Raw genomic sequence first — 26,016 nt, 5'->3', positions numbered from 1 at the left:
GCTCACCCACGGTCGGCCGCGACGACCTCAGGCAGGGGTGACAGTTGGACGCGCCAGATCGCACGACAGGCCGGGACGCCGATGCGGGGACCGAGGTCGAGCCGGCCACCGTCGACGGCTCGGCGGCCGGTGCGCAGGCCGCCCCCAAGCGTCAGCCGACCCCGCGCATGCTGCGCAAACGGGCGCGTACCCGGGAGCATGTGCTGGACGTCGCGGAGCGCCTCTACGTCGAGTCCGGGCACGGTGACCCCCGGATGGAGGATCTGGCCGATGCCGCCAACGTGTCCATCGGGCTGATCTACGACCACTTCGGCAGCAAGGACGGCGTGGGCCTGGCGCTGGCCGAGCGAGCGCTCGACGGGCTGTCCGACTACCTCGACCAGGCCGGGGAGCGCGACTGCTCGCCCCTGCAGCGCGTGATGATCGTCGGCGAGCTGTACCTGCGCTGGATCCTCGAGCACCCCAGCGTGCTGCGCTCGGTCGTCCTGCAGGGAGTCGAGCGCCAGACCGCCAAGTCGGACCAGGTCGACGAGCAGGTCGGCGGGCCCATGGAGGCAATCATCGGCAAGTTCCAGGCCCTGATCGAGCGGGCGATGGCGGGCGGCGAGGCCGACCCCACCTTCGACCCGCTGCTGACCGCCCGGTTCCTCTGGGCGGCCTGGAACGGGGTGGCCGCGCTGAGCGTCCGAGCCGACCGGATGGCCTTCAACCGCGACGAGGTCGCCGACTGCATTCGCCTCGGCCGCCGACTGGTCAACGAAGGCCTGACCGCCCCCGAGTTTCGGGACGCTCAGGGGCGGTCCAGAGCGACACTCGTCGATCCGTAGCTCGAGCGGTGGCCCGAGCGGTGGCCGGGCACACCCCGGCTCCCCGGCCGCCCGCGTCGGTCCGTCCCTCATTTCGCGCCGCTGCCTCCTCGCTCGGTGTGATCGCCGACACGCACTGTGTCGTTCGCGTCACTCACCGGCAATGGAGTCGCCACCAACCTGAACGACACGAATTTGTTCCCGGGGACAACACGTCGGCTTCGAGTCGGTCCTACGGTCGCTACATGGACTTCGGGCCCAGCGACACCGCCGTCGACTACACGAACCGGATGCGCGCGTTCCTGGACGAGTCGGTGCTGCCCGCCGAACCCGACTACGACGCCTGGCGGGCGCAGCGGCGGGGCACTCCCCAGGAGTGGGACACCCCGCCAGTCCTGGCGGAGCTCAAGGCCGACGCCCGCTCGCGGGGACTGTGGAACCTGTTCCTGCCGGACGTCTCGAAGCTGACCAACCTGGACTACGCGCAGGTCGCCGAGGTGTCCGGCTGGTCACCGGTGCTCGCGCCGGAGGCGATCAACTGCGCCGCCCCGGACACCGGCAACATGGAGATCCTGCACCTGTTCGGCACGCCTGAGCAGAAGGAGCAGTGGCTCGCCCCGCTGCTGGACGGTGAGATCCGGTCGGCGTTCGCGATGACCGAGCCGGACGTGGCCTCCTCCGACGCCACCAACGTGCGGACCTCGATCCGCCGCGAGGGCTCCGGGCCCGACGCCGAGTACGTCATCAACGGGCGCAAGTGGTGGATCTCCGGCGCGGCCGACCCGCGCTGCGCGGTCCTTGTCGTGATGGGCAAGACCGACCCGGACGCCCAGGTGCAGCGCCAGCAGTCGATGGTGCTGGTACCTCGGGATACCCCGGGCATCACCGTCCGGCGGCACCTGCCGATCTTCGGCTACCAGGACCAGCACGGGCACTCGGAGATCGAGTTCTCCGACGTGCGGGTGCCGGTTTCGAGCCTGCTCGGTGAGGAGGGCGGCGGGTTCGCGATCGCCCAGGCCAGGTTGGGTCCCGGACGGATCCACCACTGCATGCGCTTGATCGGGATGGCCGAGCGGGCGCTCGCGCTGATGGTGGCCCGGGCGAGATCGCGGACCGCGTTCGGCGGGCCGCTGGCCGACCAGGGCGTGGTGCGTGAGCAGATCGCCCTGAGCCGCCTCGAGCTGGAGCAGGCCCGGCTGCTGGTGCTCAAGACCGCGTGGCTGATCGACCGGGGCGGTGCGCGGGCGGCGCGCGGCGAGATCGCCGCGATCAAGGTCGTGGCGCCCCGGGTCACCTGCACGATCCTCGACCGGGCGATCCAGCTGCACGGCGCGGGCGGACTGAGCGACGACTTCCCCCTGGCCGCCTGCTACGCGTGGGCCAGGGCGCTGCGCATCGCGGACGGCCCCGACGAGGTCCACCTGCGCTCGGCCGCCCGCGAGGAGCTCAAGCGGCACGGCTGAACGTCACGGGGGAGCTTTTGTTCCGGAGAACAACCGGAGGACAGTTGAGCAAGAGACAGCGACTCGTCGTGGGCATGACCGGGGCCACCGGCGCCATCCTGGGTGTCGAGCTGCTCCGCATGCTGCACGAGCGTCCCGACGTCGAGACCCATCTCGTGCTGTCCCGCTGGGCCCGCGCGACCCTCCATCTGGAAACGGGCTGGTCGACGCGCCAGGTCGCGGACCTGGCCGACGCGGTCTATGCCTGGGACGACCAGGGCGCGGCCATCTCGTCGGGGTCCTTCCGGATGGACGGCATGGTCGTGGTGCCGTGCAGCATGAAGACGCTCGCCGGCATCCGCACCGGCTACGCCGAGGGGCTCATCGCGCGGGCCGCCGACGTGACGCTCAAGGAACATCGCCGGCTCGTGCTGGTGCCGAGGGAGATGCCCCTGAGCGAGGGGCATTTGGAGAACATGCTGGCCCTCGCCAGGCGTGGTGTGCGGATCGTGCCGCCGATGCCGGCCTTCTACAACCGTCCCGGAACGATCTCCGACCTCGTCGAGCACATCGTGGTGCGCATTCTCGATCAGCTGGATCTGCCCGTCGAATCGGCCACGCGGTGGGACGGCATGCCCGCCGGGCGGCCACCCGAGCTGCGAACGGTGAGTGAGTGATGACCAGACTCAACGATCTTCGAGGCTATCTGGGCGCGCTGGAGGCACTGGGCGACCTGCGGCGCATCGACCGCCCGGTCGACCCCCATCTCGAGGCCGCGGCCGTGACGCGGCGCTCCACGGAGCAACGCCGCCCGGCGCCGCTGTTCGAGACGGTCACCGGCGCCGACCCGGGGTTCCGGCTGGCCGGCGCTCTCGGTGCCTTGTCCAGCGTGCCGGGCCACCCCTACGCCCGGCTCGCCCTGTCGCTCGGCCTGCCCCATACCGCGACGGCGGCCCACATCGTCGACCGCCTGGTCGCGGCGCGAGCCCGCGCCCCGATCGCGCCGAAGCTGGTCCCGTCGGACGGGGCGCCCTGCAAGGACCACGTGCTGCTCGGCGCCGACGGGCGGCTGGACCGGTTTCCCCGGCCGCTGATCCATCAGAACGACGGGGCGCCCTACCTCAACACCTGGGGTGTGATCGTGGCGAGAACGCCCGACGGGAGGTGGACCAACTGGTCGATATCCCGGGTCATGATGATCGACAACTACCACCTGACCGGTCTCGTGCTGCCCCAACAGCACCTCGGGATGATCTGGCAGGAGTGGGAGAAGATCGGCGAACCGATGCCGTACGCCCTGGTCCAGGGGGGCGACCCGGGGCTCGCCGTGGTCGGTGGAATGACGTTGCCCGCCGGCGCGGACGAGAGCGCGTACCTCGGGGCGCTCTACGGCGAGCCGGTGGAGGTCGTCCGGTGCGAGACGGTCGACCTCGACGTGCCCTACGGCGCCGAGGTCGTCATCGAAGGTCATCTCTCGGCGCACCGGGACGCCACCGAAGGCCCCTTCGCGGAGTTCCACGGCTGGGCCTTGGCCGAGACTTCACCGCAGCCGGTCTTCAGCGTCGAGGCGATCACCTACCGTGACGCGCCGATCTGGCCGCTCTGCGCGGCCGGCCGCCCGGTCGACGACTCCCATCTCGCGCCGACCGCCGGAGTATCCGCCGAGCTGGTGGCCACCCTGCGCGGCGCCGGCCTGCCGGTCAGCACCGCGTGGCTGCCCCTGGGCACGGCATGCCACTGGATGGTCATCACCGTGCCCGGGGACTGGCGAGCGTCGCTGCCGGGGGTGAACACCGCCGAGTTCGTGCACCGCATCGGTGAGGTGATGAACGGCTGCCGGGTCGGCCGGATGTGTCCGGCCACCTTCGTGCTCGATGACGACATCGACCCGGCCAACGACTCGGATCTGCTCTGGGCGCTGGGCACCCGGATCCACCCCGCCCTGCGCCAGGAGAGCTGGTCGGGCCCGATCATGCCCTGGTACCCGTGCTACACCGAGGAGGAGCTGCACGCCGGCCACGGCTCGATTGTGGTGCACGACGGGCTGCTGCCCGCCGTGGGAGAGGGACGCGTGCCACCGGCCACCTTCGAGGGCGTGTATCCGCCTGACCTGCGCGCCCGAGTACTCGAGGCCGAAGCGGAAGCACGCTAGTCGGGGTGGGGCAGTTCTGACCAGGCGCGCACGGCGGTGACCAGTTCGGCCAGCTGGGCCGGCGCGGCGAGTGAATGGCCGGTGGACTCCTCGATGCGCCGCAACCGGTAGCGCACCGTGTTCGGGTGGCAGAACAGCGCCGCCCCGGCGGCGTTCGCCGAGCCGTCCGCGTCCAGCCACGCCAGCAGTGTGCTGAGCAGCAGGTCGCGGTCGTCCTCACGCAGTGTGAGCAGGCCGCTGAGTACGGATCGGGCGGCTTCGATCGCGGCGCCCGGCGCCGAGGCCACCAGCATCGACAGCGGGCTGTCGCGGAACTGCTCGACGCCGGCCCCCGGCGACTGGTGCTCCATCGCGAGCCTGGCAAGCCTGAGCCCCCGGCTCGCCTGGCGCAGCTGGGTGAACATCGGACTCACCCCGATTCGGGTCTGGGCGCGGTGGCTCAGGCTGTCCAGCACGCTCGCCGCCTGCGTGGCCCGGCGCAGGGACAGCACGCCGACCGACTGATCAGGCAGCAGCCGCCACACCGAGCTCACGTCCAGCGCGGACAGCGCGGGCTCCACCCGGGGGAGGGGATCGTGGCCCAGCTCGGCCGCCTCGGCGACCACGATCAGGAAGTGACCCTCCAGCGGGAGGCGCAGGGCGTGCGCGGCCTCCCAGAGCGAGCCCGGACTGGTCGACTCGGCCAGCACCGCCTCGACCAGCGCACTGTGCTCCCGCTCGCCGGCGCGGACGATCTCCCGGTACTCGTCGCGGTAGCCGTTGACCGAGGCGTCGGCGTAGTGGCGGTGGAGCTGGAACATCTGCCCGGCCAGCTCCACCAGCACCGTGTCACTGACCTCCGGCGTGCCGCGAGCCACGTCCACCAGCTCGAGCCACACCTCGTTGAAGCCCAACCGGTAGGAGGCGAGCATCTCCACCAGCGGAGCGCCCTGGTTGGCGCGCAGCCGACCGGTCGCCGTCGGCGCCGCGAGATCGCCCTCCTCACCGGCGTCACCGCCCAGTAGACCACCGAGCACGTAGTCGACGTTGCTCTGAAACGAGGCACGCAGGTCGGCCGAATCGGGACCGTCGTCCGACGCATAGAACGGAATCACTGAGCGGGTGCGGGCGACCATCCGGTCCAGCAGGGCGGGTAACCGCGCCCTGGTGCTCCGCACGACCAGTTCGACGGAGTCCGACAGCTGCGTCATTCGGGCGAGAGTAGGCGTTTTGTTCCCGCGAATAATCCGCGGATCCGGGTGCTGTCCGTCGCAACGTAGACCGGCCGTGTGCCTCATACGAGGCTTTACGTGTCGTTTTCGCACGTCAGAACCACTGTCGGGAGCTGTCGATGACCAGCCTTGCGTTGGTGCTGGCCGAGACCAGCGCGCAGTACCCGCACCGCGTCGCGCTCCGCCAGGACAACCGGGTACTCAGCTACCGCGAGCTGGACGCGGCGGCCGCCCGTCGTCCATATCCGCCAGTTTCACCTCCCGGCGGTGATCAATAGGCCCGAACGGCGAAACCGGCAACGGCCGGGATTCTCCGATCCGCTCGCCGTCATCCCGCTTGCCGTTCACGCGGAACCGGTACACGGGTGTGGTCTGCGCTTGACGCCGTCTGCGACCAATCCACTGCCGCGGCCGCGCCAGCGGGCCCAGGGAGTAGGAGTGTGGCCTTGCGGCCGCGATGCTGTGCGCCGCGGCCTGTAGCTCGAACCTGGACACGGCGAGAACGCAGTCGCCCATGCCCGTCCTGGGAGAGACCGTCCCAACCCTCGCCGCCGGGGGTCAGACCCAGCTCAACGTCGGCGCCTGGCCAGTCGTCGGTGGCCACTAGGACGGCGCCGCGTTGCCGGGCTCGGGCAGTCAACCGTTGCCGGTCCCCTGCCCGCAACTGTTGCGTGCCGCCTACCGCGACGAGATCAAGACCATCCAGCAGCGCCGCGGTGACCGCGACCAGGTCGGCACCGGGGTTGGGGATGAGCGCCAGTCGACTCAGGTCGATCCCGGCCTCGTGGGCGGCGACCAACCCCAGATCAGGGATCCCCACGACCGCGCACCACGTCTCTTGCCGGGATGCCTCGGCAATCAGGGCCAGCAACAGCGACGTCGAGGAGCGGACCCGAACCGTGCTGCCCCGGCGTAGGCCACCGTCAGGAAGAAGCTTGGCTAACGCCGGCGCCACAGGCAGCACACCGGCGCCGGGCACCGAGTCGTTGGCCCGGCGCGCCGGGCTGTGCTTGCCCAGATCGTCGGTCGCCCCGTGCAAGACACTCCGCGCCCGGGCCAAACGTTCAGCCTGCGGACTCGACACCGGAACACTCACCTCATGCGCCCGGCTCAGGACTTCAACGCGGCGGCAGGGTCCGCGTCCGAGTCAGCCGAGGGATCGGTGCGTGCCGAGGGATCGGTGCGTGGGTCCAGCTCGGCGCGCAGCGCGTCCGCCAGGCCACGCACCGCACGACGCACACCCAACGGCACGGCCCGGCCGGCGTTCAACTCGATCGCCACCTCAGACAGCACCTGCGCCATCTGACCCCGACTTGAGCTACCGACCACCAGCTCGGGCCGGCTCCGCACCAGGTCACTGATCGCCTGCAGGGCGCGAGCCTCCTGTGCTTCGCGGTCTTGGACCGGCCGTTCTCGGTCGTACCGAGAGTTGCTCCCCATCACTCACCCCGGGTGTCTTGAGTCAAGGAGTTGGCAGGTTCCCGCCGTTGTGGATGTTGCGCCGGTCCTCGCCGGTGTCCAGCAGAGAGCGCTTGACACCGGCTGCGGGCCGGGCGCTGGTCAGGGGCGGCGGGAGCCTGGCCGGGGAGAGGTCACAGGGTTGGTAGGCCTGGCGGGGTGTGCGGTCGCCGAGGGCCTGGTGCGGGCGGATGGTGTTATAGATCTGCCGGAACCAGTGGACCTCGACCGAGAGCGCGTCACCGTCTCCGATCTCACCGCGGTAGAGGTGCTCGTATTTCAGGGTGCCGAAGAACCGTTCGACGACTCCGTTGCTCTGCGGGCTCTTGACCCGAGTGCGGACATGGCGCAGCAGCGGGTCCTCACCGGCGAAGGCCTGAGCGAACACTTCACCGCGGAAACACGGCCCGTTGTCGGAGACCACCGCGATCGGCGCCGGGAGCTGCCCGATGATCGTGTCAGCGGCGTCGAGGATGTCCATCACCGCCCGGTCGGCACGCAGATCGGGCAGCCCGGTCAGCCGGGTGGCCTCAGTCACGGCCTGCTGTAGACAGGCCAGCGCGTCGGCGCCCCGGCTGGTCGGGGTCACGGTGATGGCCAGGCAATACTTGGTCGCGTAGTCGATCACCGCGCAGATCCGCCAGATCCCACCGCCAGTGGTCTCGAACTCGGAGAAATCGGTCTGCCAGACCCGATTACGCTCGGTCGGCGGGTCCCGGAACACCTTCCGGCGCAGCACCGCCCACGACTTGCGATCCGCCCGGTACCCACGGGGCAGCAGCAGCGCCCGCCGGCGCAAGGCACGTTGCACGGTCGAAGTCGACGCCGCGTGACCGTCGGCGCGCATCATCGCGGCGATCTTGCGATGCCCCCAGGCCGGCCAATCAGCGGCGTATTTCGCAGCCAGCACCTCGACCGCGTCCACCTTCGGCGCCGGCCACGGCCCCTTCACCAGCACACCGCCACGCAGCCGCGCGAGCCGGCGACGATACGTCCGCTCCGGGATGCCGGTCAGGGACGCGAACCTCGAGACCGGCAATGCCGCTGCCGCCCTTAGTGCCTCGAGGTCGATGAAGGGACCTGATCGACGTACTCGGCACCTTTCTGCCAGATCCGCAGCTGCACCGTGGCCTCGGCCAGCGCCAGCTTCAACTGCTCAGCCTCCGCGCGCAGCCGCCGCTCAGTCTGCGAACCCGCCTGACCAGCCCCGCCCGGCAGCTGGTTGTCCAGACCCGCTTTACCCGACTCCACGAACCGATCCCGCCAGTTCGCCACCGACTGCCCAGACACGCCATGGCGCCGGGCGGCCTCCGCCAACGTCACCTCACCAGCCAGCACCGCCAACACAATCCGGACCTTGTCCTCGATCGGCAACTGCGGCTGGGCCTTCGACCGGCTCATGACCTCATCCTCCCTGACCGACCCAAAATCGGGGCCATGCCAGAAAGTCTGACTCACTAGACGGGCGTTGAATCGAACATGCGTTCGAAACTCTAGATGACGTGGAGACGCTCGTCGAGTGTTCGTCGCCAAGTCACCGCGTGCGGACTCGTCCCCACGCAGTGAGCCCGCCGGCGACCAGGCATTCATTCACGAGCGGTGGTGAGTTCAGTCGGGCGCTGGTGTTCGGGATCGGCCTGGCCAGTTGGGATCCCCAGGGCAAGGTGGTGGTCGGCGCGGCCCTGTTTATCGTGGATTGAGTGGCCGGCTTCCGGCACCGGCGGCCTCGACTACGGCGGACTCGGTGTCGGGGAGACCGTCGTTAGACAACGAGGGTCGGGCCGGGGCTGAACATGGCTGGTTCCCGCAGCAGGTCTCGGAGAGGTGCGCGCCATCTCCTGGACATCCCGGAGGGCTGCCAGACGGCACCCCAAGGCAACGAACGACTCGGCTGCGCGCGCTGCGGCCCCAGCTCGCGCCGCCGCATATCAGGTTCGGCGAGTCGTCGATGAACAGCGGCGCCTCGCTGATCTCGCTCATCCGCCGGGTCATCTGGTCCAGTCGTCGTCGATCATCCTCCCGGCGCGCATGTCGGTCAGTCAACCGCCCGAAGCGGCCGCAGGGTCCTGATAGAACCCGCTGCCGTAGGCAGGTCATGGGATCAAATATGGTGCGAAACGATGTCGCACAGTGTGGATTCCAGCGTCCAACGTCTCCGGCCCTGACACTGTTGTTGCTGGTAGGGGCCATGGTCAACACAGACCGACTACCTTGTAAGCGATAGGTCGTCGGTTCGACCCAGATCACTGGCTCCAGCTTTTGGCCCAGCGTTTGAAGTGCTTCCGAGTGGTGCCCGTCCGGGTGCAGGTGAGTCACGTCCTCGCCGCCCTCGGCGCTGACGTGCGCTGGGGCTGGATCACCTCGGACCCCGCTGACCTCGCCAAGAAGCCCCGCTGTAAGCCGCCCCAGCCGGACCCGCCCAGCGCAGCCGGGGCACCCCGGATCATCGAAGCGGCCTGGGCCGAGGACGCCAGCTGGGGCACCCCGGCCTGGCTTGTCATGGTGACCGGACTCCGCCGCGCCGAGCTAGCCGGCCTTCGCTGACGTCAGATCGACCTCGACAACGGCACTGTGAAGATCAGCCGAAACTGGCTGCGCGCCGGGGGACGTGACATCGATAAAGACACGAAGACCCACCAGAGCCGCACCCTTGCTCTGGACAGTGCGAAGGTCGACGTCCTCGCCGAGCATCACTTGTGCAACCGACATCAGGTCATGGAGATAGGTGAAGAGCCGACGAAGGGTGCGTTTGTCTACTCCGCCCGACCGTTGCACGATCGTCCCTACTCGCCAAGCCGTGTCACCCATCGCTACTCGGACATATGCGCCCGTCTTGGGATCGACAGCCACCTGCATGCGCTTCGCCATTACTCCGCGACCGAGCTACTGACAGCCGGCGTTGACCTCCGGACGGTGGCCGGCCGCCTGGGGCACGGCGGAGGTGGAGCAACGACGCTTCCAGTCTATTCCGCCTTCGCTAGCGGAGCTGATCGCCGCGCCGCTGAGGTACTGATGGGCCGGTTGAAGCGTCCGGCCGATCAGTACCGCTTGGGGCAGCCGCCTAGCTCACGGAGCTGACTCTTCTATACACAGCCGTCCACTTGTGCCATCCTCGCGGCATGAAACGGGTTGTTGCTCTCGTGGTTCTCCTTGCAACAGCGGTCGGCTGCGTAGGAGTAGGCTATCTTGGCCTAAATTTCAGTTCGCAGAAGCAAGTCGATTTCTCTTCCATTGGACAATTTCTCATAGCGTTCTTATTGCTCGTAATTGGCGCTTGGCGATGGGCGGGTCCTCGGGCACTCAAGGACGGGCCTATCAGTACTCTGAACTATGGATCTAGCTTGAATGCCGTGAGCGATTGGCAACTGAAAGAGTGGGGAAGGCAAGAAAAGATTGGCAAGATTAGTGACCCCTATCCGATTCCAGTTGGCTTCAAGATTGAAGACGGTGACCCGCATTCTTCGAATGCAGTCTCGAGCGGCGAGCTCGCTGAATTGTATGATGCGGTCTTGAAGGGCCCTATGCGAACGATAGTTTTGGGTGGGGTGGGCTCCGGCAAGACAATAATTTCTGGGCTGATCTGCAAAGAACACAGAAGCATATCCGGCGGGACCTCGGTGATGGTTCCGCTCGCGGTCAGGTCGTGGCGCCTACCCGCCGAGTCTGTCGAAGAATTTATTTCGCGGAAGCTTGAGGAGACGCTGCCTCTGCTGCGAAATCCAGTAAAGGCAGTCGACGGTAGCAGTTCTTCGATAGCGCGATCTCTGGTGGACACGGGCAGGGTTGTTCCGATCCTTGATGGTTTTGACGAGATCTCGGCCAGCCATCAAGTTGCAGCTTTGATGAGTCTAAATGAGAGTCCGTCCCACCTGCAATTCATCCTAACTAGCCAGCCGGCTGCCTTCGATAGTGCGATTAGATCGCTTGGGCGGCTCCTTTCTCGCACTCGAACCGTTAGGCTCTTGCCTGTAGAGATCGATGCTGCCTTGCAGTATCTAACAGACGCTACGAGCCGTAGGCCTACAGGTCGGTGGGTCCCGGTTTTCGATCGTGTTCAGGAGGCTCCGGAAGGCCAATTAGCGCAGAATCTATGAAACACCTGCCTCCGGAGAGCCGGCTGAGCTTGCCACTGTTGACCTGTTAAGGAATGACGGCGCCATCGAGCGCTTCCTGATAGAAGCCTATGTCTCTAGCGTTTATCCCTCGAAGACTCAGAGAGCGGAAAGATGGTTGCGCAACTTCGCTGACTATGTGAATCGCGCCGGAACGGGAGAGCTTGAGTGGTGGATGCTGAAGCGGGAAACCCCGCGTTGGATATTTGCAATGTTGGGAGGCCTCCCGTTCGGAGTGCCTCTCGGACTTGCGGTCGGAATTGGAATGGCTATTGCTAAGGATCTGCGCTCGGGGATCTCGTACGGCCTCGGAGTGGCGGTTGTGGTCGGCGTTCTAGGCGGGATTCCTGGCGCGAAGCAATCTTGGCGACGCCAGGATCCATCGCAGGTTCGTCTGGTTCTTAACGGCAAGTCTGACCAGGTCAAGTCAGCATTGTTTTATGGCATAAGTGTGGTCTCGCTAATTGACCTTGCCTGCTTTGCTTACCTCGGGCCGTACACGGCTCTTAGTTTAGGATTGGTTGGCGGCCTTACGGTGACACTGGCGCTTCTCGTGCGGACTCTGGTCGAGACTCGCTCGAACTTGTTGGAAGCTGCTAGTCCTAGGTCGACATTAAGTCAGGATCGGACATCGGCTGTGATTCAAACATCCGCCGGTGGCCTTGTTCTGATTCTCGGAGCCAGCTCATCTCTTGCGCTGGTGAGTCATGTAGGCCTCGCGGTTGCAGCTGCGGTGGGTATTCTAGCCGGTATCGTCTATGGCATTGCATTCGTCTCGTCCCGTACAGACACGCCCAGCTGGTATCCATTCGCAATAACTCAAGTCTGGCTCGGTGTTACAAGGAGGACGCCATTTAAGATTATGAGGTTTCTAGAAGAAGCTTGCGATAAGAACATGCTGCGACAGCAGGGCGCGGTCTTCGTTTTCCGACATTCGGCGCTGGTCGCATATCTGGCGAGTCCAGATCGTCAGCGGTGGACTAGGTAGAATGGTCTGTCATGAGCCCTGTCTGGCAGAGGCAAGCGCGGCGACTTCCACCAAGGAGCAAGCTGTTCGTCGAGTTACTGGCGCCGTCGAGGCGAGGCTCGCCGGTGGCCAAGTAAGCGGTCCTGCAACTGGCACGACGGTACTTTCGGAACCGGTGAGGAGTGGCGAGTCCTTCTCAAGACGACTGCGCGCCCGATGCAGCGGCGCAGGAGCCTGCGCTCCACCGGTGCGTGTCCTCCCAAAAGGCCTGCCGGCAGGGAGGGCGCGCTTGAAAACGCATGGAAGATGCTCACCGGTGGTCACGGCACCCGCAAGGTGCTGACCCAGCACCTCGTGCGCGTACGCGAACTCGGCTAGTTTACGGGTAGTCTGCCCACCAGGCCGATCCCGTGGAGGTCTCGCCAGACCCACTCATAGGCCAGATCGGTGGCCGGTGTGTCGCTGAAGAGGTCCACTGCTCCGAAGTGTCCCGAGAGACTGTGCCACCCACCGGAGCCCGGCCGGAGCGCAGCAGTCGATTCGGGCCGTTGAAGATCAGTGCCACTCCAGAACCGGTCGATATCTGGACGCGACCCCCGCCTCGGGTACACCCCTGCGTCCTGAACCGACTCTGCCGCCGACTCGTGAACGATGAAGCGTGGCTCTCGGCCGTCGGCTGCCGGGATCAGCGTGATGTCCAATCGAATAGGGGCGACCGACGCCCAGCCTAGAGTTGGACTCAGCTGGGGGAACCATCTTCCGATGATCTCCTCGTACCCGCGAAGGGCGGCGGAATAGATCTCCGTGGCTAGTTCAAGGAGTGCACCGTCGCTGTACGTGCGCGACACCGAACCATCACCGAAGCTGACCACGTCAGGAGCCCGGCATGGTCGTACGAAGGGCCCGTTCTGCGATTCCGCTTGGCTCACCAGCGTCACGATCTCGCCGAGCGTAAACCTCACCGTTCCGCGGTCGAAGCCGACGGTCGATGTCAGATCGGCAGCCCCCAGTGACTCGATGAGAACCTGCCCTTCCCGGACTATCGCGGCTGCATCAACCGGCCGATGAGCTCGGCCGCGGTCCCCGACCAAGCATCGAGTGAGGTGCCAGGACCGTTCCTCGGCGAGCGGGCTCGTCGGCGAGCTCCCGAGCCGACGGGCCTTCAGGGATCCCTCCAGTGAGGAGGCGAGCCATCCGCGCGCCAGTGACCAGGTCCACGACGGCTCGTAAGCACGAATGCGGGACCTTGTAAGAATCGGTGTGTCCCAAGAGTTGTCAGGGGCCAACGGATCAATGTCAGCATCGAACTCGACCGTGTCCTGGTCGCAGCCCAGCACGTTCCCGGCGGTGAGCCACCCGCCGGCGACCCGGGTTCCTACCGTCACGACTCTATGGTCAGAGTCGACTAGTTTCGTCTGGGCTGAAGCGTCAGGCAGCCACGCCGTGAGCGCTGTGAGCGCTCGCCGTATCCGAAGGGCGAACTCGTGAGCGCCAGGTATGTCGCTCTCCGGCGCCTCTTCGATGGCGAGCCCGCTGGAGACCGCTTGAGTCGTCACCCAAATCGCTGCCCCCGGCCACCGGTCGCCGAGGCGCTCGATGAGTCTGTCCACGTCGTCCGCGTCGCCGAAGCCGGCCGCAATGACGTATGCCCAACGCCAGGCCTCGAAATCATCCATGCTCTCGAGCGAGACGTTGGCGGAGGACTCCTCGCGTAGGAGAGCTTGCGCGGCGAAGTACTGCTCGATCACGGGAAGGGCGAACCGCAAGGAACGACCTTCTTGCACGACCAGCCGGGTGTGAGTGAGCGAGGAGGCGACGTCTGGACCGCCGACCTCGTTCACAGTCATCCGCTTCCTAGTACCGAGGCTCCTCACTGCGGCGTGCGCCAGCAGGTCAAACGACCCCTGCGGTGCGGACCGCAGGGCATGCTCAACAAGAGCTTGCAGCATGTGCGCCGGGCTTGACGGGACGTCTGCGCTCTGACTGAGGCGCGCAAGCGCGACGATAGCGAACAGCGGACGGCGAACGGCCTCGGCGGCCGGCGGACTCAGCTTCCACAGAAGATTTCGACTACCGCTGAACAGATCAGCGAGATCCTGTACCGCAGCCGCGGTGAGGACCGGAACAGCCACCTGCTCCTCTGAGCGCAAGAACAAGAGCGGCCTGGTCGTCACGACCACGCGAGAGTTCGGCAGCGTCCGGCATAGGACCCGTGCTTGATGCAGCAGCTTGTCCGCCTCCGGAACCCCCAATTCGTCAAGATCATCGATTATGAGGGCGACGCCACAACGGTCCACGTCCGCCCACCTAGATGTCAGGTTGCGGACCTCGGTCTCAAGGCCGCCGGCTATGTCGCGCGCGGTCACGAAAATGGGAACGGGCCGGGTCGGATCCGATAGGTGTGCAGCGATGTCCCGCTGATGAATCCGCTCGGCAGCCACCGACTTGCCGGTCCCGAACTCGCCGCACAATGCGACTACGCCGCTGTTTGGTAGCGACAGGTCCCGGGCACCGACCGAAGCGTCGTGGGCGAACCGGGAGGCCACGGCCGCCGACGCGCCGGCCGCCAGCCAGCGCTCGACCAGCCGAGCCACACATCGGCGATTGAGGAGTGAGATCTCTTTTCTCCTCCGGCTCGTGTCCTGCCGCAGATCGAAACCGCCGCCCAGCTTCGCGATGAGCTTGTCAGCGTCGAGGTAGCCACCTGCTGTCCGAACTCGAGCGACTTCCGCGAGCAGGGCGGTCCACAAGGCGACTGCTTGCGATCGATCCCGGAGAGAGTCGGCGCATAATCGCGTCGCGTCCGCCTCCGATCGGGACGGGGAGAACGCAAAGTCGAGCCCCATGCAGCGAAGACGCTTGAGTACCCGGGCCGGCGAGCCGCTGGTGGTGGGATCGAGGCCGAGCGTGGCAGGTGCCGCGAAACTCGTCCACATCGCCTGGCGGGCCCCACCCGAGTAGCCCGTGGTCATGACGCGCGAGTTGACCTCGGAAAGATCCTGGTTCCGGGATATCCGGATGAGCTCGTGCAGGTCAGCATACGAGCCCTGCTCCAGGGGTGGGGTGATGAGCCCGAACAGATCCTGCTGTTCGTCGAAAGGTGATCCTGACTGCTGCGCGAGTTCCGCCCAGAGCCTCTGGTTGAGGTCAGACGGCGCGGCGCCCGCGAAGTAGGCCCCGCTCTTGACGGACACGCACCATCGTGAGGTTCCGGATGGAGTCGAGAAGTGGATCAGGACGTCATCGAGTCGCCAGCCGTCGACCGCGGTCTGGAAGTCGATACGAAAGGGTGGACCCAGTTCGACGTCGAGGACGTGCGAGTCTGCGAGCAGGGCTGCTGCTAGGTACGCGCCCACCTGGTCCTCGTAGGTGAAACCGCCGCCACTCGTGTTCTTCACGGGTTGGACTGATGCCACGGAGCAAGCGTAGAGCGCCGGTCAGCCATCGAGGCTGTTATGGCCCGGGCGGTCCAGTTTCGGGCCGCACGCCCCGTGTGTCACTTAGGGCTGCTATCGGCGCCGAGCAGCCGTCTTGAAGATGAGATGAGGATCTGAACCGACGCGGTGGTTGCCGTCGGCGTTGTCTCAATTGGAGTCGGAGGGAGTCGGAGATAGTAAACCGCAGGCCTGTTTCGGCTCGGCGACGATCGCACGGCGCCCCCGGGACACGGATACTTCTCCGGCGCTTGCAAGGACTGCCATCGCGCGATGGGCAGTGCCTTCCGATACGGAGTAACGATCGGCAAGATTCGTCACGGTCGGCAGGTTGTCACCTGGCACGAGCGCGCCGCACCGGATGGCGGCGCGCAGATCGGCGGCGATCTGCCGATATGGACTCTGCTCTGCGCGATCCTCGACTGTCGCAACTTGGGGGAGGGCCGATGTGCCGTCGCCGTTCGACGCCGAGACAGGTAGTTCGGGCATGCGGGCTGCCAGGGAGCTTGCCGCGCGCTGGTCGGCCTCGGCGACCCATGCGCTGTAGACGCGGAGCGTTGTGGTCCCGCCCCCACCGTGGCCGAGCCGGCCGGCAACGGTTCGGATGTCGACGCCGGCCGCAATAAGCTCGGTTGCGGAGTAGTGCCGCAACTGGTGAAGGTGCATCTTCCATCCGAGCCGTTCACACATGCGGGAGTACCGCTGCGTCACGGAGGCGGGCTGCAACCACGTGCTGCTGTCGGGCGATCCGGAGAAGACGAAGGCGTCTGGGGCGAGCTCGATACCCAGGGCTGCTGCTCTGAGGGCGACGTGCTGGAGGTAAGCCCGCAGTAGGGACAGCGACTGTGCGTCCACGACGATCCTCCGGCGCTGATGTGTCTTGGTGTCCTTCTCCCACATCCGTGTATTGAGCTGTCCGATGCTCGTTCGAATGTCGACTATTCCGGTGACGAAGTCGATGCGATCCCAGCGCAGCGCACATAGCTCGCCGCGGCGAGCGCCGGTCGTCATGGCGAGCCAGACGAGCATGCCCCAGTCCGGATCGTTCCATGCCTCGGCAGCGATGCGAGCAGCCTGAACGGAGGTTGGGGGTCGGGGGTCAGGCGTCGGCGGCGGGGGCTGCTGCGCCTGGCGGACTGGGTTCGTGCCTATCCAGCGCCAGCGGACCGCGCGAGTGAAGGCGCCGCTGAGGACGGCGTGGATCTGGCGGACTGATCCATCGCTCAGCGGCTTGCAGCGGTGCGGGCCACAACGCTGATCGCAGTCATGCTCATCGGTGGTGTGATGTTCGATGTAAGCCCGACGAGAGCAGCGCCAGCGGCATCGCTGAAGCTCGGCGTAATAGGCATCGAGGGTCTCGCCGTCGATGCGGCCGATAGGTAGATCACCGAGGACCGGCTGGATGTACTTGCGGATCAGGCGTTCGTACCCGTCTCGGGTCGTGTCCTCGACCCTGAGCACGCCCAGGTAGCGCTCCATAAGTTGATTCACAGTCGCGCTGGTGCGCGGGTTACGTCGCTCGTCGACTTCGGCGAGCAGCCGTGTCCGCACTTTTTCTGCCTCTTTGGCTGCCTTTGGTCCGGCGGGCACGACCTCGGTCAGGTGGTGCCGTTTGTGCGTAATCGGGTCGATGCCTGCATACACCCGAACCCGGAACGACCCACTCGGAAGTGCCTCGACCTCGCCGCGAGTTCTTCGTCGAGCCTGGGACGCCGCCGCCATGGAGCCATCTTAACAGCGTTCGCTCCATGAATAGCTCCACGGAGCGGGCAATAACGAGGTGGTCAGCACCCTGACCTGGTGCCCCCGGCAGGATTCGAACCTGCGACCGTCGGATTAGAAGTCCGATGCTCTGTCCAGCTGAGCTACGAGGGCCTGGCCGGACCGATGCTCCTAGGCTCGCGCCGGTGGTGGGAAGCGGCCGGTCCGGGGTGAGCGTAGCGTGCGCGCGGCGCCTGCCGGGCGCGACTTCACCGTCGCCCCACCAGTAACCGCAGCGGGATCGGCAGCCGGCGACCCGGTGCCGCGTAACGGGCCAGACCCGCCGTCGCGCGCCGCACCCGCTCCGGCCCCACCTCTGGCGGCCACACCCCAGCCGGTACCAGGGCCGCGACCGCGCGAGCCGCACTGTCGGGGTCGGGTATCGGCACCCAGAACGTCCGTCGTTGGTCTGCCAGCACCGCGAAGTCCGCCGCGGTCAGCAGCCAGGACAGATGGTCGCGCGCGGACTCGTGACGGAAGCCGGGGTGTCCGGCGAGCGCCAGGTTCAACGGTCGCCAGGCACGCGGCGCGGTGAGCGGGCCGCCGGGACGGGACGGCACCAGGGCAGCCACGGTCCCGGTGGGGCGCAGCACCCGGCGCAGCTCCGCGAACAGGCCTTCGAGCGGCCCGAGCGCAGGCAGACACATGGTGGCCCGGACGCCCGCCAGCGCGTTCGTCCGCACCGGCAGTCGGTCAGCCTCGGCCAACGCCGTACCGGAGCCCAGGAGGCGGATCGAGACGCGGTCCTCGGCCGCGCCGCGCAGTTCGAGCACCGGACCGTCGACGTCGGACAGGGCAGCCGTCAGCCACTGCTCGGGCGACCGGCCGGACCGGTCCTTGGCGCTGCGGAGCAGGTCCAATGCGGTGGGCGGCCGGCTGGTGGGTCCGGCCGGTGCGGTCATCCGGGGGAGTGTGACAGCACCGGGTGCGCGGGGCCGTGGGTACCTGGCCGGCTGGGTTCTACGCTGGTCGGGTGGTGCCGACGACAGGTGAGACCAACCGAACGAACCGATCCGGCGTACTGCCGCTGGTGCTGGTCGGTGTGGTGGTGGCGGCTTTTGTCGCGGCCGGACTGACCGCGCTGACCGGGGCGCGACCACTGGATGCGCTCGGCCTGCCGGACCCGGGCCCGCTCACCACGTACGGGCTGCCGGTGGTTCGGACGGTGAGTGAGATCGCGGCGGTGCTCACGGTCGGCGCGCTGTTGCTGGCGGGATTCCTCGTTGCGCCGGACTCGAACGGCTATCTCGACGTGACCGGCTACCGCGCGTTGCGTTCGGCGTCGTACGCGGCCGGGACCTGGACGGTCGGGGCGCTGCTGATGGTGCCCCTCACCGTGGCGGACAGCCTGGGACGGCCGCTCACCGACGTGCTGAGCTTCGAGCGGCTGGTCGCGGTGGTCCCGCAGCTGGACGTCGCGACGGCGTGGACCTATACGGCGGTCTTCGCGGTGGTGGTGTTCGCCGGCTGCCGAGTCGCGCTGCGGTGGGGGAGCTCGGTGGTGCTGCTCGGGGTGGCGGTGATCGGGTTGGTCCCGGTGGCCGCCACCGGGCACTCGGCCGCCGGTGGCTCCCATGACGTGGCGACGGACAGCCTGATCATCCACGTGGTGGCCGCATCGCTGTGGGTGGGCGGGTTGGTCGCCCTGCTCGCACTCGCCGGCCGGCGCGCCGAGGCCGCGGCCCAGCTGCCGACGGCGGTCACCCGGTTCTCCGCGCTGGCTCTGGTCTGCTGGCTGGCGATGGCGGTGTCCGGGGTGGTGAACGCGCTGGTCCGGATCCCGCTGGCGGACCTGTTCGGCAACTACTACGGCACACTCCTGCTGGCCAAGACAGCAGCCCTGCTGGTACTCGGCGGATTCGGCTACCTGCAGCGGCGACATGCCGTCGTAGCGGCGGCGAGCGGTAGCCGGAGCGGCCTGCTGAGGCTGGGCGCGGTCGAGGTACTGATCATGCTGGCCACCATCGGCCTCGCCGTCGCACTGGGCCGCAGCGCACCACCGGTCCAGGGCGTGACCACACCGTCCCGGACCGAGGTGGTGATCGGCTACAACCTGGACGGCCCGCCGACACCGCTGCGGCTGCTCTTCGACTGGCGGTTCGACCTGTTCTTCGGCACCGCCGCGTTGGTCCTGGCGGGGCTCTACCTGGCCGGGGTGCGCAAGCTGGTCCGCCGGGGCGCCCCGTGGCCGGTGGGCAGAACGGTCAGTTGGCTGATCGGCTGCGCGGTGGTACTGGTCGCCACCTCATCGGGCATCGGGCGGTACGCGCCGGCCATGTTCAGCATCCACATGGCCGAGCACATGATGCTGGCGATGCTGGCGCCGATCCTGCTCGTGCTCGGCGCCCCGGTGACGCTGGCGTTGCGGACGTTGCCCTCCCGTGGGCGTGCCGGGCCACCCGGACCGAGGGAATGGCTGCTCGCCGGGCTGCACGCGCCGGTGACCAGATGGCTGTCCCATCCGCTGGTGGCGCTGCCGCTGTTCGTCGGCACCTACTACGTGCTGTATTTCTCCGGGCTGTTCGACACGGTGTTGCCCTCGCACCCGGCACACCTGCTGATGATGACCCATTTCCTGATCACCGGGCTGCTGTTCTTCTGGCTGGTGATCGGAATCGACCCGGCACCCCGACCGCTGGTCCCAGTGGCCCGCCTGGCACTGGTGTTCGCCTCGGTGCCGTTCCACGCGTTCTTCGGCGTGATCCTGATGAGTACCCACCAGGTCATCGGGGCCTCCTACTACGCGGGCCTCGCACTGCCGTGGGTTCCGGACCTGTTTGTGGACCAACGTCTCGGCGGTGGGCTGGCCTGGGCGTCCGGCGAGATTCCGCTGATGATCGTGGTGGTCGCCCTGGTGGTGCAGTGGTCGCGGATCGACGAACGGTCCGCGCGGCGCGCCGATCGCCGTGCCGAACTCGATGGTGATGCCGACCTCACCGCCTACAACGCCATGTTGCGCCAAATGGCGGCACAAGACGGGCCAACCGCCGGTTCTTCCACTGGATCGACACGGGCACCCGATGTACCCGATAAGGGCGCCATCGCGACGCCCCGCATCACCAGTGGGACCCTCCCCCCTGAAGAATGATGATCTTGATAATCGCCATATCCGCTGGTGGGTGCGTTTTTTGCACCCCCGGTTTGACTTGTCCCAGGGGTACCCCGTAACTTTCTCCAGGTCAACGGGGCGCCGGACAAAGCAAGACCAGCTCCTCTCGAGGGCCTGTACGATGAGGCCGGTCCGTTGAACAGCGTCACGAACACAGCCCCCTGGATCCGCCAGGATCTGGATGGTGTAGAGTGGTGTGACAACCCCGGAGCATTCCGCTTAACGGCGGTTCGTGATGGTGTGTGGATGTCTTTTGAGAACTCAACAGTGTGCTGAGCTTTTATTTTTTCTGGTTTGTTTATGCCAGTTGTGTTTGTTTATTTTTGAGTTCAGGTTTCTATGGAGAGTTTGATCCTGGCTCAGGACGAACGCTGGCGGCGTGCTTAACACATGCAAGTCGAGCGGTAAGGCCCTTTCGGGGGTACACGAGCGGCGAACGGGTGAGTAACACGTGGGCGACCTACCCTCAGCTTCGGGATAAGCCTGGGAAACTGGGTCTAATACCGGATATGACCACATGTCGCATGGTGTGTGGTGGAAAGTTTTTTCGGCTGGGGATGGGCCCGCGGCCTATCAGCTTGTTGGTGGGGTGATGGCCTACCAAGGCGACGACGGGTAGCCGGCCTGAGAGGGCGACCGGCCACACTGGGACTGAGATACGGCCCAGACTCCTACGGGAGGCAGCAGTGGGGAATATTGCGCAATGGGCGAAAGCCTGACGCAGCGACGCCGCGTGGGGGATGACGGCCTTCGGGTTGTAAACCTCTTTCGCCATCGACGAAGGCCTTCGGGTTGACGGTAGGTGGAGAAGAAGCACCGGCCAACTACGTGCCAGCAGCCGCGGTAATACGTAGGGTGCGAGCGTTGTCCGGAATTATTGGGCGTAAAGAGCTCGTAGGCGGTGTGTCACGTCGATCGTGAAAACGTACAGCTTAACTGTGCGCGTGCGGTCGATACGGGCATCACTGGAGTTCGGCAGGGGAGACTGGAATTCCTGGTGTAGCGGTGAAATGCGCAGATATCAGGAGGAACACCGGTGGCGAAGGCGGGTCTCTGGGCCGATACTGACGCTGAGGAGCGAAAGCGTGGGGAGCGAACAGGATTAGATACCCTGGTAGTCCACGCCGTAAACGGTGGGCGCTAGGTGTGGGGATCATTCCACGGTCTCTGTGCCGCAGCTAACGCATTAAGCGCCCCGCCTGGGGAGTACGGCCGCAAGGCTAAAACTCAAAGGAATTGACGGGGGCCCGCACAAGCGGCGGAGCATGTGGATTAATTCGATGCAACGCGAAGAACCTTACCTGGGTTTGACATGCACTAGACGCGTCTAGAGATAGGCGTTCCCTTGTGGCTGGTGTGCAGGTGGTGCATGGCTGTCGTCAGCTCGTGTCGTGAGATGTTGGGTTAAGTCCCGCAACGAGCGCAACCCCTGTTCCATGTTGCCAGCGCGTAATGGCGGGGACTCATGGGAGACTGCCGGGGTCAACTCGGAGGAAGGTGGGGATGACGTCAAGTCATCATGCCCCTTATGTCCAGGGCTTCACACATGCTACAATGGCTCATACAGAGGGCTGCGAGACCGCGAGGTGGAGCGAATCCCTTAAAGTGAGTCTCAGTTCGGATTGGGGTCTGCAACTCGACCCCATGAAGTCGGAGTCGCTAGTAATCGCGGATCAGCAACGCCGCGGTGAATACGTTCCCGGGCCTTGTACACACCGCCCGTCACGTCATGAAAGTTGGTAACACCCGAAGCCGACGGCCTAACCCGTAAGGGAGGGAGTTGTCGAAGGTGGGACTGGCGATTAGGACGAAGTCGTAACAAGGTAGCCGTACCGGAAGGTGCGGCTGGATCACCTCCTTTCTAAGGAGTTTCCCACATAGGTGGGGAGTTCATCTCCTTTCACTAAAGGTTCGCCCCTGTACACGATGGCCTGTCATGTTTGTGGTGGGTTGTTGGGGGTGGCTGGGTGGAATATGGCAGATCAGATTGGCTTGGCACGCTGTTGGGTCCTGAGAGGACATCCCGTTGTGGGTTGTTTTTTCTGGCCGTGCTCATCATGGATCGTCTAACGCTCGCTGTGGGCTCGTGTGTGTTGCGGGTTTTGGTGTGGGTGGTGGTGGTTGGTGTGGTGGGGTGTGGTTGTTTGTTGAGTGTTGCATAGTGGATGCGAGCATCTTGTTGTGGTGAAGTGTTTAAGGGCACATGGTGGATGTCTAGGCATCAGGAGCCGATGAAGGACGTCTGAGACTGCGATATGCCTCGGGGAGTTGTCAACAGAGCTGTGATCCGAGGATTTCCGAATGGGGCAACCCGGCACCCGGATAATAAAGGGGTGTCACCCGCATCTGAATGAAATAGGGTGTGTGGAGGGAACGCGGGGAAGTGAAACATCTCAGTACCCGCAGGAAGAGAAAACAATTGTGATTCCGTGAGTAGTGGCGAGCGAAAGCGGAAGAGGCTAAACCCTGGTCGTGTCAAGCCGGCGGGCGTTGCGGTTGGGGTGTTGTGGGACGTTGTCGTGGATCTCCCGCTGGGGGTCCGAGCGTGGTGTGGTGTGTTAGCGGAAGGCCTCTGGAAAGGGTCGGCGTAGAGGGTGAGACCCCCGTACGTGAAAACGCGCTGTGCTGTGTTGGATGATGTTCCCGAGTAGCAGCGAGCTCGTGGAATTTGCTGTGAATCTGCCGGGACCACCCGGTAAGCCTAAATACTACCTGATGACCGATAGCGGACTAGTACCGTGAGGGAAAGATGAAAAGTACCCCGGGAGGGGAGTGAAATAGTACCTGAAACCGTGTGCCTACAAGCCGTCAGAGCCCTTTAATAAGGTGATGGCGTGCCTTTTGAAGAATGAGCCTGCGAGTTGTGGCATGTGGCGAGGTTAACCCGTGTGGGGAAGCCGTAGCGAAAGCGAGTCTGAATAGGGCGTTTTTAGTCGCGTGTTGCAGACCCGAAGCGGAGTGATCTACCCATGGCCAGGGTGAAGCGCCGGTAAGACGGTGTGGAGGCCCGAACCCACCAGGGTTGAAAACCTGGGGGATGAGCTGTGGGTAGGGGTGAAAGGCCAATCAAACTCCGTGATAGCTGGTTCTCCCCGAAATGCATTTAGGTGCAGCGTTGCGTGTTTCTTCCTGGAGGTAGAGCACTGGATGGTCTAGGGGGCCGACAAGCTTACCGAAATCAACCAAACTCCGAATGCCAGTGAAGTGAAGCGTGGCAGTGAGACTGCGGGCGATAAGGTTCGTAGTCGAGAGGGAAACAGCCCAGATCACCGGCTAAGGCCCCTAAGCGTGCGCTAAGTGGGAAAGGATGTGGGTTCGCCCAGACAACCAGGAGGTTGGCTTAGAAGCAGCCACCCTTGAAAGAGTGCGTAATAGCTCACTGGTCAAGTGGATCCGCGCCGACAATGTAGCGGGGCTCAAGCGCACCGCCGAAGCCGTGGCATGCAGACTTTAATCCGCCAGCTTGCTGGTGCAGTTGTCTGTGTGGGTAGGGGAGCGTCGTACATCTAGTGAAGCGGCGGGGTGACCCAGCCGTGGAGGGTGTACGAGTGAGAATGCAGGCATGAGTAGCGAATGCAGAGTGAGAAACTCTGCCGCCGAATGACCAAGGGTTCCTGGGCCAGGTTAATCCGCCCAGGGTGAGCCGGGACCTAAGGCGAGGCCGACAGGCGTAGTCGATGGACAACGGGTTGATATTCCCGTGCCCGTGCAAGCGCGTCCCTGATGAGGTCGGTGATGCTAACCACCCGTGTGTCGTTTATTGCCTTCGGGTGATTTGCGGTGTGTGGCTGGGAACCGATCCGGTAGTAGTCAAGCGATGGGGTGACGCAGGAGGGTAGCTCCGCCAGTGAATGGTTGTACTGGTGTAAGCGTGTAGCCCGACATCCAGGCAAATCCGGGTGTCGTGAAGGGTGAGACGTGATGCGTAGCCGATTGAGGCGAAGTAGAGTGATCCCATGCTGCCGAGAAAAGCCTCTAGCGAGTTCTTGCGCGGCCCGTACCCTAAACCGACACAGGTGGTCAGGTAGAGAATACCAAGGCGATCGAGCGAACTATGGTTAAGGAACTCGGCAAAATACCTCCGTAACTTCGGGAGAAGGAGGGCCGGTTGCCTTGAAGCCCTTCGCGGGCTAGGGGTGGCCGGTCGCAGAGACCAGGCCCAAGCGACTGTTTACTAAAAACACAGGTCCGTGCGAAGTCGCAAGACGATGTATACGGACTGACGCCTGCCCGGTGCTGGAACGTTAAGAGGACCTGTTAGTCCCGTTCGCGGGGCGAAGCGGAGAATTTAAGCGCCAGTAAACGGCGGTGGTAACTATAACCATCCTAAGGTAGCGAAATTCCTTGTCGGGTAAGTTCCGACCTGCACGAATGGCGTAACGACTTGGGCGCTGTCTCGACCATAGACTCGGCGAAATTGCACTACGAGTAAAGATGCTCGTTACGCGCGGCAGGACGGAAAGACCCCGGGACCTTTACTATAGCTTGGTATTGGTGCTCGGTTCGGATTGTGTAGGATAGGTGGGAGACTGTGAAGCTGTCACGCTAGTGATGGTGGAGTCATCGTTGAAATACCACTCTGTTCGAATTGGGTGTCTAACCTCGGGCCATGATCTGGTTCAGGGACAGTGCCTGGTGGGTAGTTTAACTGGGGCGGTTGCCTCCCAAAATGTAACGGAGGCGCCCAAAGGTTCCCTCAGCCTGGTTGGCAATCAGGTGTTGAGTGTAAGTGCACAAGGGAGCTTGACTGTGAGACCGACAGGTCGAGCAGGGACGAAAGTCGGGACTAGTGATCCGGCACCACCTTGTGGAAGGGGTGTCGCTCAACGGATAAAAGGTACCCCGGGGATAACAGGCTGATCTTGCCCAAGAGTCCATATCGACGGCATGGTTTGGCACCTCGATGTCGGCTCGTCGCATCCTGGGGCTGGAGTAGGTCCCAAGGGTTGGGCTGTTCGCCCATTAAAGCGGCACGCGAGCTGGGTTTAGAACGTCGTGAGACAGTTCGGTCCCTATCCGCCGCGCGCGCAGGAGACTTGAGGAAGGCTGTCCCTAGTACGAGAGGACCGGGACGGACGAACCTCTGGTGTGCCAGTTGTCCCGCCAGGGGCATGGCTGGTTGGCTACGTTCGGAAGGGATAACCGCTGAAGGCATCTAAGCGGGAAGCTCGTTCCAAGATGAGGTCTCCCACCCCCATGCGGGGTTAAGGCCCCCAGTAGACCACTGGGTTGATAGGCCAGAGATGGAAGCACAGTAATGTGTGTAGTTGACTGGTACTAATAGGCCGAGGGCTTCACCGCAACACTTTTGTTGTGCGCATCCACTATGTGACCCTGAGCAAACAACCACCATCATGGTGTGTTGTGTGTTCTGTACGGGGTAAGTGCTGTTGATTTGTGAATAGTGTTGTCGGTGGTTTTAGCGTTGGGGAAACGCCCGGTCCCATTCCGAACCCGGAAGCTAAGCCCTTCAGCGCCGATGGTACTGCACTCGGTAGGGTGTGGGAGAGTAGGACACCGCCGGCATTTAACCTGGTAGAAGAGGGTTGGTCCAAGACTTAACA

General features: G+C 64.9%; 16 protein-coding genes, 1 tRNA gene and 3 rRNA genes. 11 read left to right on the top strand and 9 right to left on the bottom strand.

Annotated elements, in window-relative coordinates; all coding sequences use genetic code 11:
• Positions 1–44: 44 nt before the first annotated feature.
• From ACTXG6_RS43415 to ACTXG6_RS43400, 4 genes are all read left to right on the top strand, one after another.
• Positions 45–827, top strand: a complete 783-nt coding sequence (locus tag ACTXG6_RS43415) for a TetR/AcrR family transcriptional regulator (RefSeq protein ID WP_445185115.1) — start codon at positions 45–47, stop codon at positions 825–827.
• Between the two features lie 224 nt (positions 828–1,051).
• Positions 1,052–2,269: an acyl-CoA dehydrogenase family protein gene (locus tag ACTXG6_RS43410; RefSeq protein ID WP_445185114.1), complete on the top strand. Its 1,218-nt coding sequence runs from the start codon at positions 1,052–1,054 to the stop codon at positions 2,267–2,269.
• 68 nt (positions 2,270–2,337) lie between these two features.
• Positions 2,338–2,925, top strand: coding sequence for a UbiX family flavin prenyltransferase (locus ACTXG6_RS43405; RefSeq protein WP_445185113.1), 588 nt, complete (start codon positions 2,338–2,340; stop codon positions 2,923–2,925).
• On the top strand, positions 2,925–4,400 hold the full coding sequence (locus ACTXG6_RS43400) for a UbiD family decarboxylase (protein WP_445185112.1): 1,476 nt from the start codon (positions 2,925–2,927) through the stop codon (positions 4,398–4,400). The genes ACTXG6_RS43405 and ACTXG6_RS43400 overlap by 1 nt, the downstream gene beginning before the upstream one ends.
• Here ACTXG6_RS43400 and ACTXG6_RS43395 read toward each other — a convergent pair.
• Entirely contained in the window at positions 4,397–5,590 is a 1,194-nt protein-coding gene (locus tag ACTXG6_RS43395; protein ID WP_445185111.1) for a PucR family transcriptional regulator, read from the bottom strand. The two genes, ACTXG6_RS43400 and ACTXG6_RS43395, sit on opposite strands and share 4 nt — an antisense overlap.
• Before the next feature lie 140 nt (positions 5,591–5,730).
• Here ACTXG6_RS43395 and ACTXG6_RS43390 point away from each other — a divergent pair, with 140 nt between their 5' ends.
• Positions 5,731–5,889 (top strand): hypothetical protein, encoded by a 159-nt coding sequence (locus ACTXG6_RS43390; protein WP_445185110.1) that lies wholly within the window; start codon positions 5,731–5,733, stop codon positions 5,887–5,889.
• 50 nt (positions 5,890–5,939) lie between these two features.
• Here the strand turns inward: ACTXG6_RS43390 and ACTXG6_RS43385 are convergent, their stop codons facing one another.
• The 4 genes from ACTXG6_RS43385 to ACTXG6_RS43370 form a co-directional block, all read right to left on the bottom strand.
• Complete coding sequence (locus ACTXG6_RS43385) at positions 5,940–6,650, bottom strand: hypothetical protein (protein WP_445185109.1); 711 nt, start codon at positions 6,648–6,650, stop codon at positions 5,940–5,942.
• A gap of 71 nt (positions 6,651–6,721) precedes the next feature.
• Positions 6,722–6,904: a hypothetical protein gene (locus tag ACTXG6_RS43380; protein ID WP_445185108.1), complete on the bottom strand. Its 183-nt coding sequence runs from the start codon at positions 6,902–6,904 to the stop codon at positions 6,722–6,724.
• Between the two features lie 169 nt (positions 6,905–7,073).
• Complete coding sequence (locus ACTXG6_RS43375) at positions 7,074–8,108, bottom strand: transposase (RefSeq protein ID WP_445185107.1); 1,035 nt, start codon at positions 8,106–8,108, stop codon at positions 7,074–7,076.
• A gap of 14 nt (positions 8,109–8,122) precedes the next feature.
• On the bottom strand, positions 8,123–8,470 hold the full coding sequence (locus ACTXG6_RS43370) for a helix-turn-helix domain-containing protein (RefSeq protein WP_445183379.1): 348 nt from the start codon (positions 8,468–8,470) through the stop codon (positions 8,123–8,125).
• 885 nt (positions 8,471–9,355) lie between these two features.
• On the opposite strand from ACTXG6_RS43370, the gene ACTXG6_RS43365 reads away from it, so the two are divergent.
• Together ACTXG6_RS43365 and ACTXG6_RS43360 are read left to right on the top strand one after the other, a co-directional pair.
• A complete protein-coding gene (locus ACTXG6_RS43365; protein WP_445185106.1) occupies positions 9,356–9,613 on the top strand; it encodes a hypothetical protein in 258 nt (85 codons plus the stop codon).
• Positions 9,614–9,640: 27 nt separating this feature from the next.
• Entirely contained in the window at positions 9,641–10,147 is a 507-nt protein-coding gene (locus tag ACTXG6_RS43360) for a tyrosine-type recombinase/integrase (protein ID WP_445185105.1), read from the top strand.
• 2,375 nt (positions 10,148–12,522) lie between these two features.
• Here ACTXG6_RS43360 and ACTXG6_RS43355 read toward each other — a convergent pair.
• The 4 genes from ACTXG6_RS43355 to ACTXG6_RS43340 all read right to left on the bottom strand — a co-directional run bounded on the left by ACTXG6_RS43355 (position 12,523) and on the right by ACTXG6_RS43340 (position 18,245).
• Entirely contained in the window at positions 12,523–15,546 is a 3,024-nt protein-coding gene (locus ACTXG6_RS43355; protein WP_445185104.1) for an NACHT domain-containing protein, read from the bottom strand.
• Between the two features lie 186 nt (positions 15,547–15,732).
• Entirely contained in the window at positions 15,733–17,226 is a 1,494-nt protein-coding gene (locus ACTXG6_RS43350) for a tyrosine-type recombinase/integrase (protein WP_445185103.1), read from the bottom strand.
• Positions 17,227–17,380: 154 nt separating this feature from the next.
• Positions 17,381–17,457 (bottom strand) — tRNA-Arg (locus ACTXG6_RS43345).
• A gap of 95 nt (positions 17,458–17,552) precedes the next feature.
• Positions 17,553–18,245, bottom strand: coding sequence for a hypothetical protein (locus ACTXG6_RS43340; RefSeq protein ID WP_445185102.1), 693 nt, complete (start codon positions 18,243–18,245; stop codon positions 17,553–17,555).
• A 71-nt stretch (positions 18,246–18,316) separates the two neighbouring features.
• Between ACTXG6_RS43340 and ACTXG6_RS43335 the strand changes: the two genes are divergently transcribed.
• The 4 genes from ACTXG6_RS43335 (at position 18,317) to rrf (ending at position 25,978) form a co-directional block, all read left to right on the top strand.
• Positions 18,317–20,431, top strand: a complete 2,115-nt coding sequence (locus tag ACTXG6_RS43335) for a cytochrome c oxidase assembly protein (RefSeq protein WP_445185101.1) — start codon at positions 18,317–18,319, stop codon at positions 20,429–20,431.
• A 357-nt stretch (positions 20,432–20,788) separates the two neighbouring features.
• Positions 20,789–22,313: ribosomal RNA gene (locus ACTXG6_RS43330) — 16S ribosomal RNA — on the top strand.
• Between the two features lie 322 nt (positions 22,314–22,635).
• Positions 22,636–25,753 (top strand): 23S ribosomal RNA (locus ACTXG6_RS43325).
• Positions 25,754–25,861: 108 nt separating this feature from the next.
• Positions 25,862–25,978 (top strand): 5S ribosomal RNA (gene rrf / locus ACTXG6_RS43320).
• The 16S, 23S and 5S rRNA genes sit together here, the layout of an rRNA operon.
• Positions 25,979–26,016: the final 38 nt, after the last annotated feature.

Source organism: Pseudonocardia sp. Cha107L01 (assembly GCF_052566575.1).
Note: the sequence above shows the minus strand (reverse complement) of the source record. Positions and strands in the feature narration are given on the sequence as shown.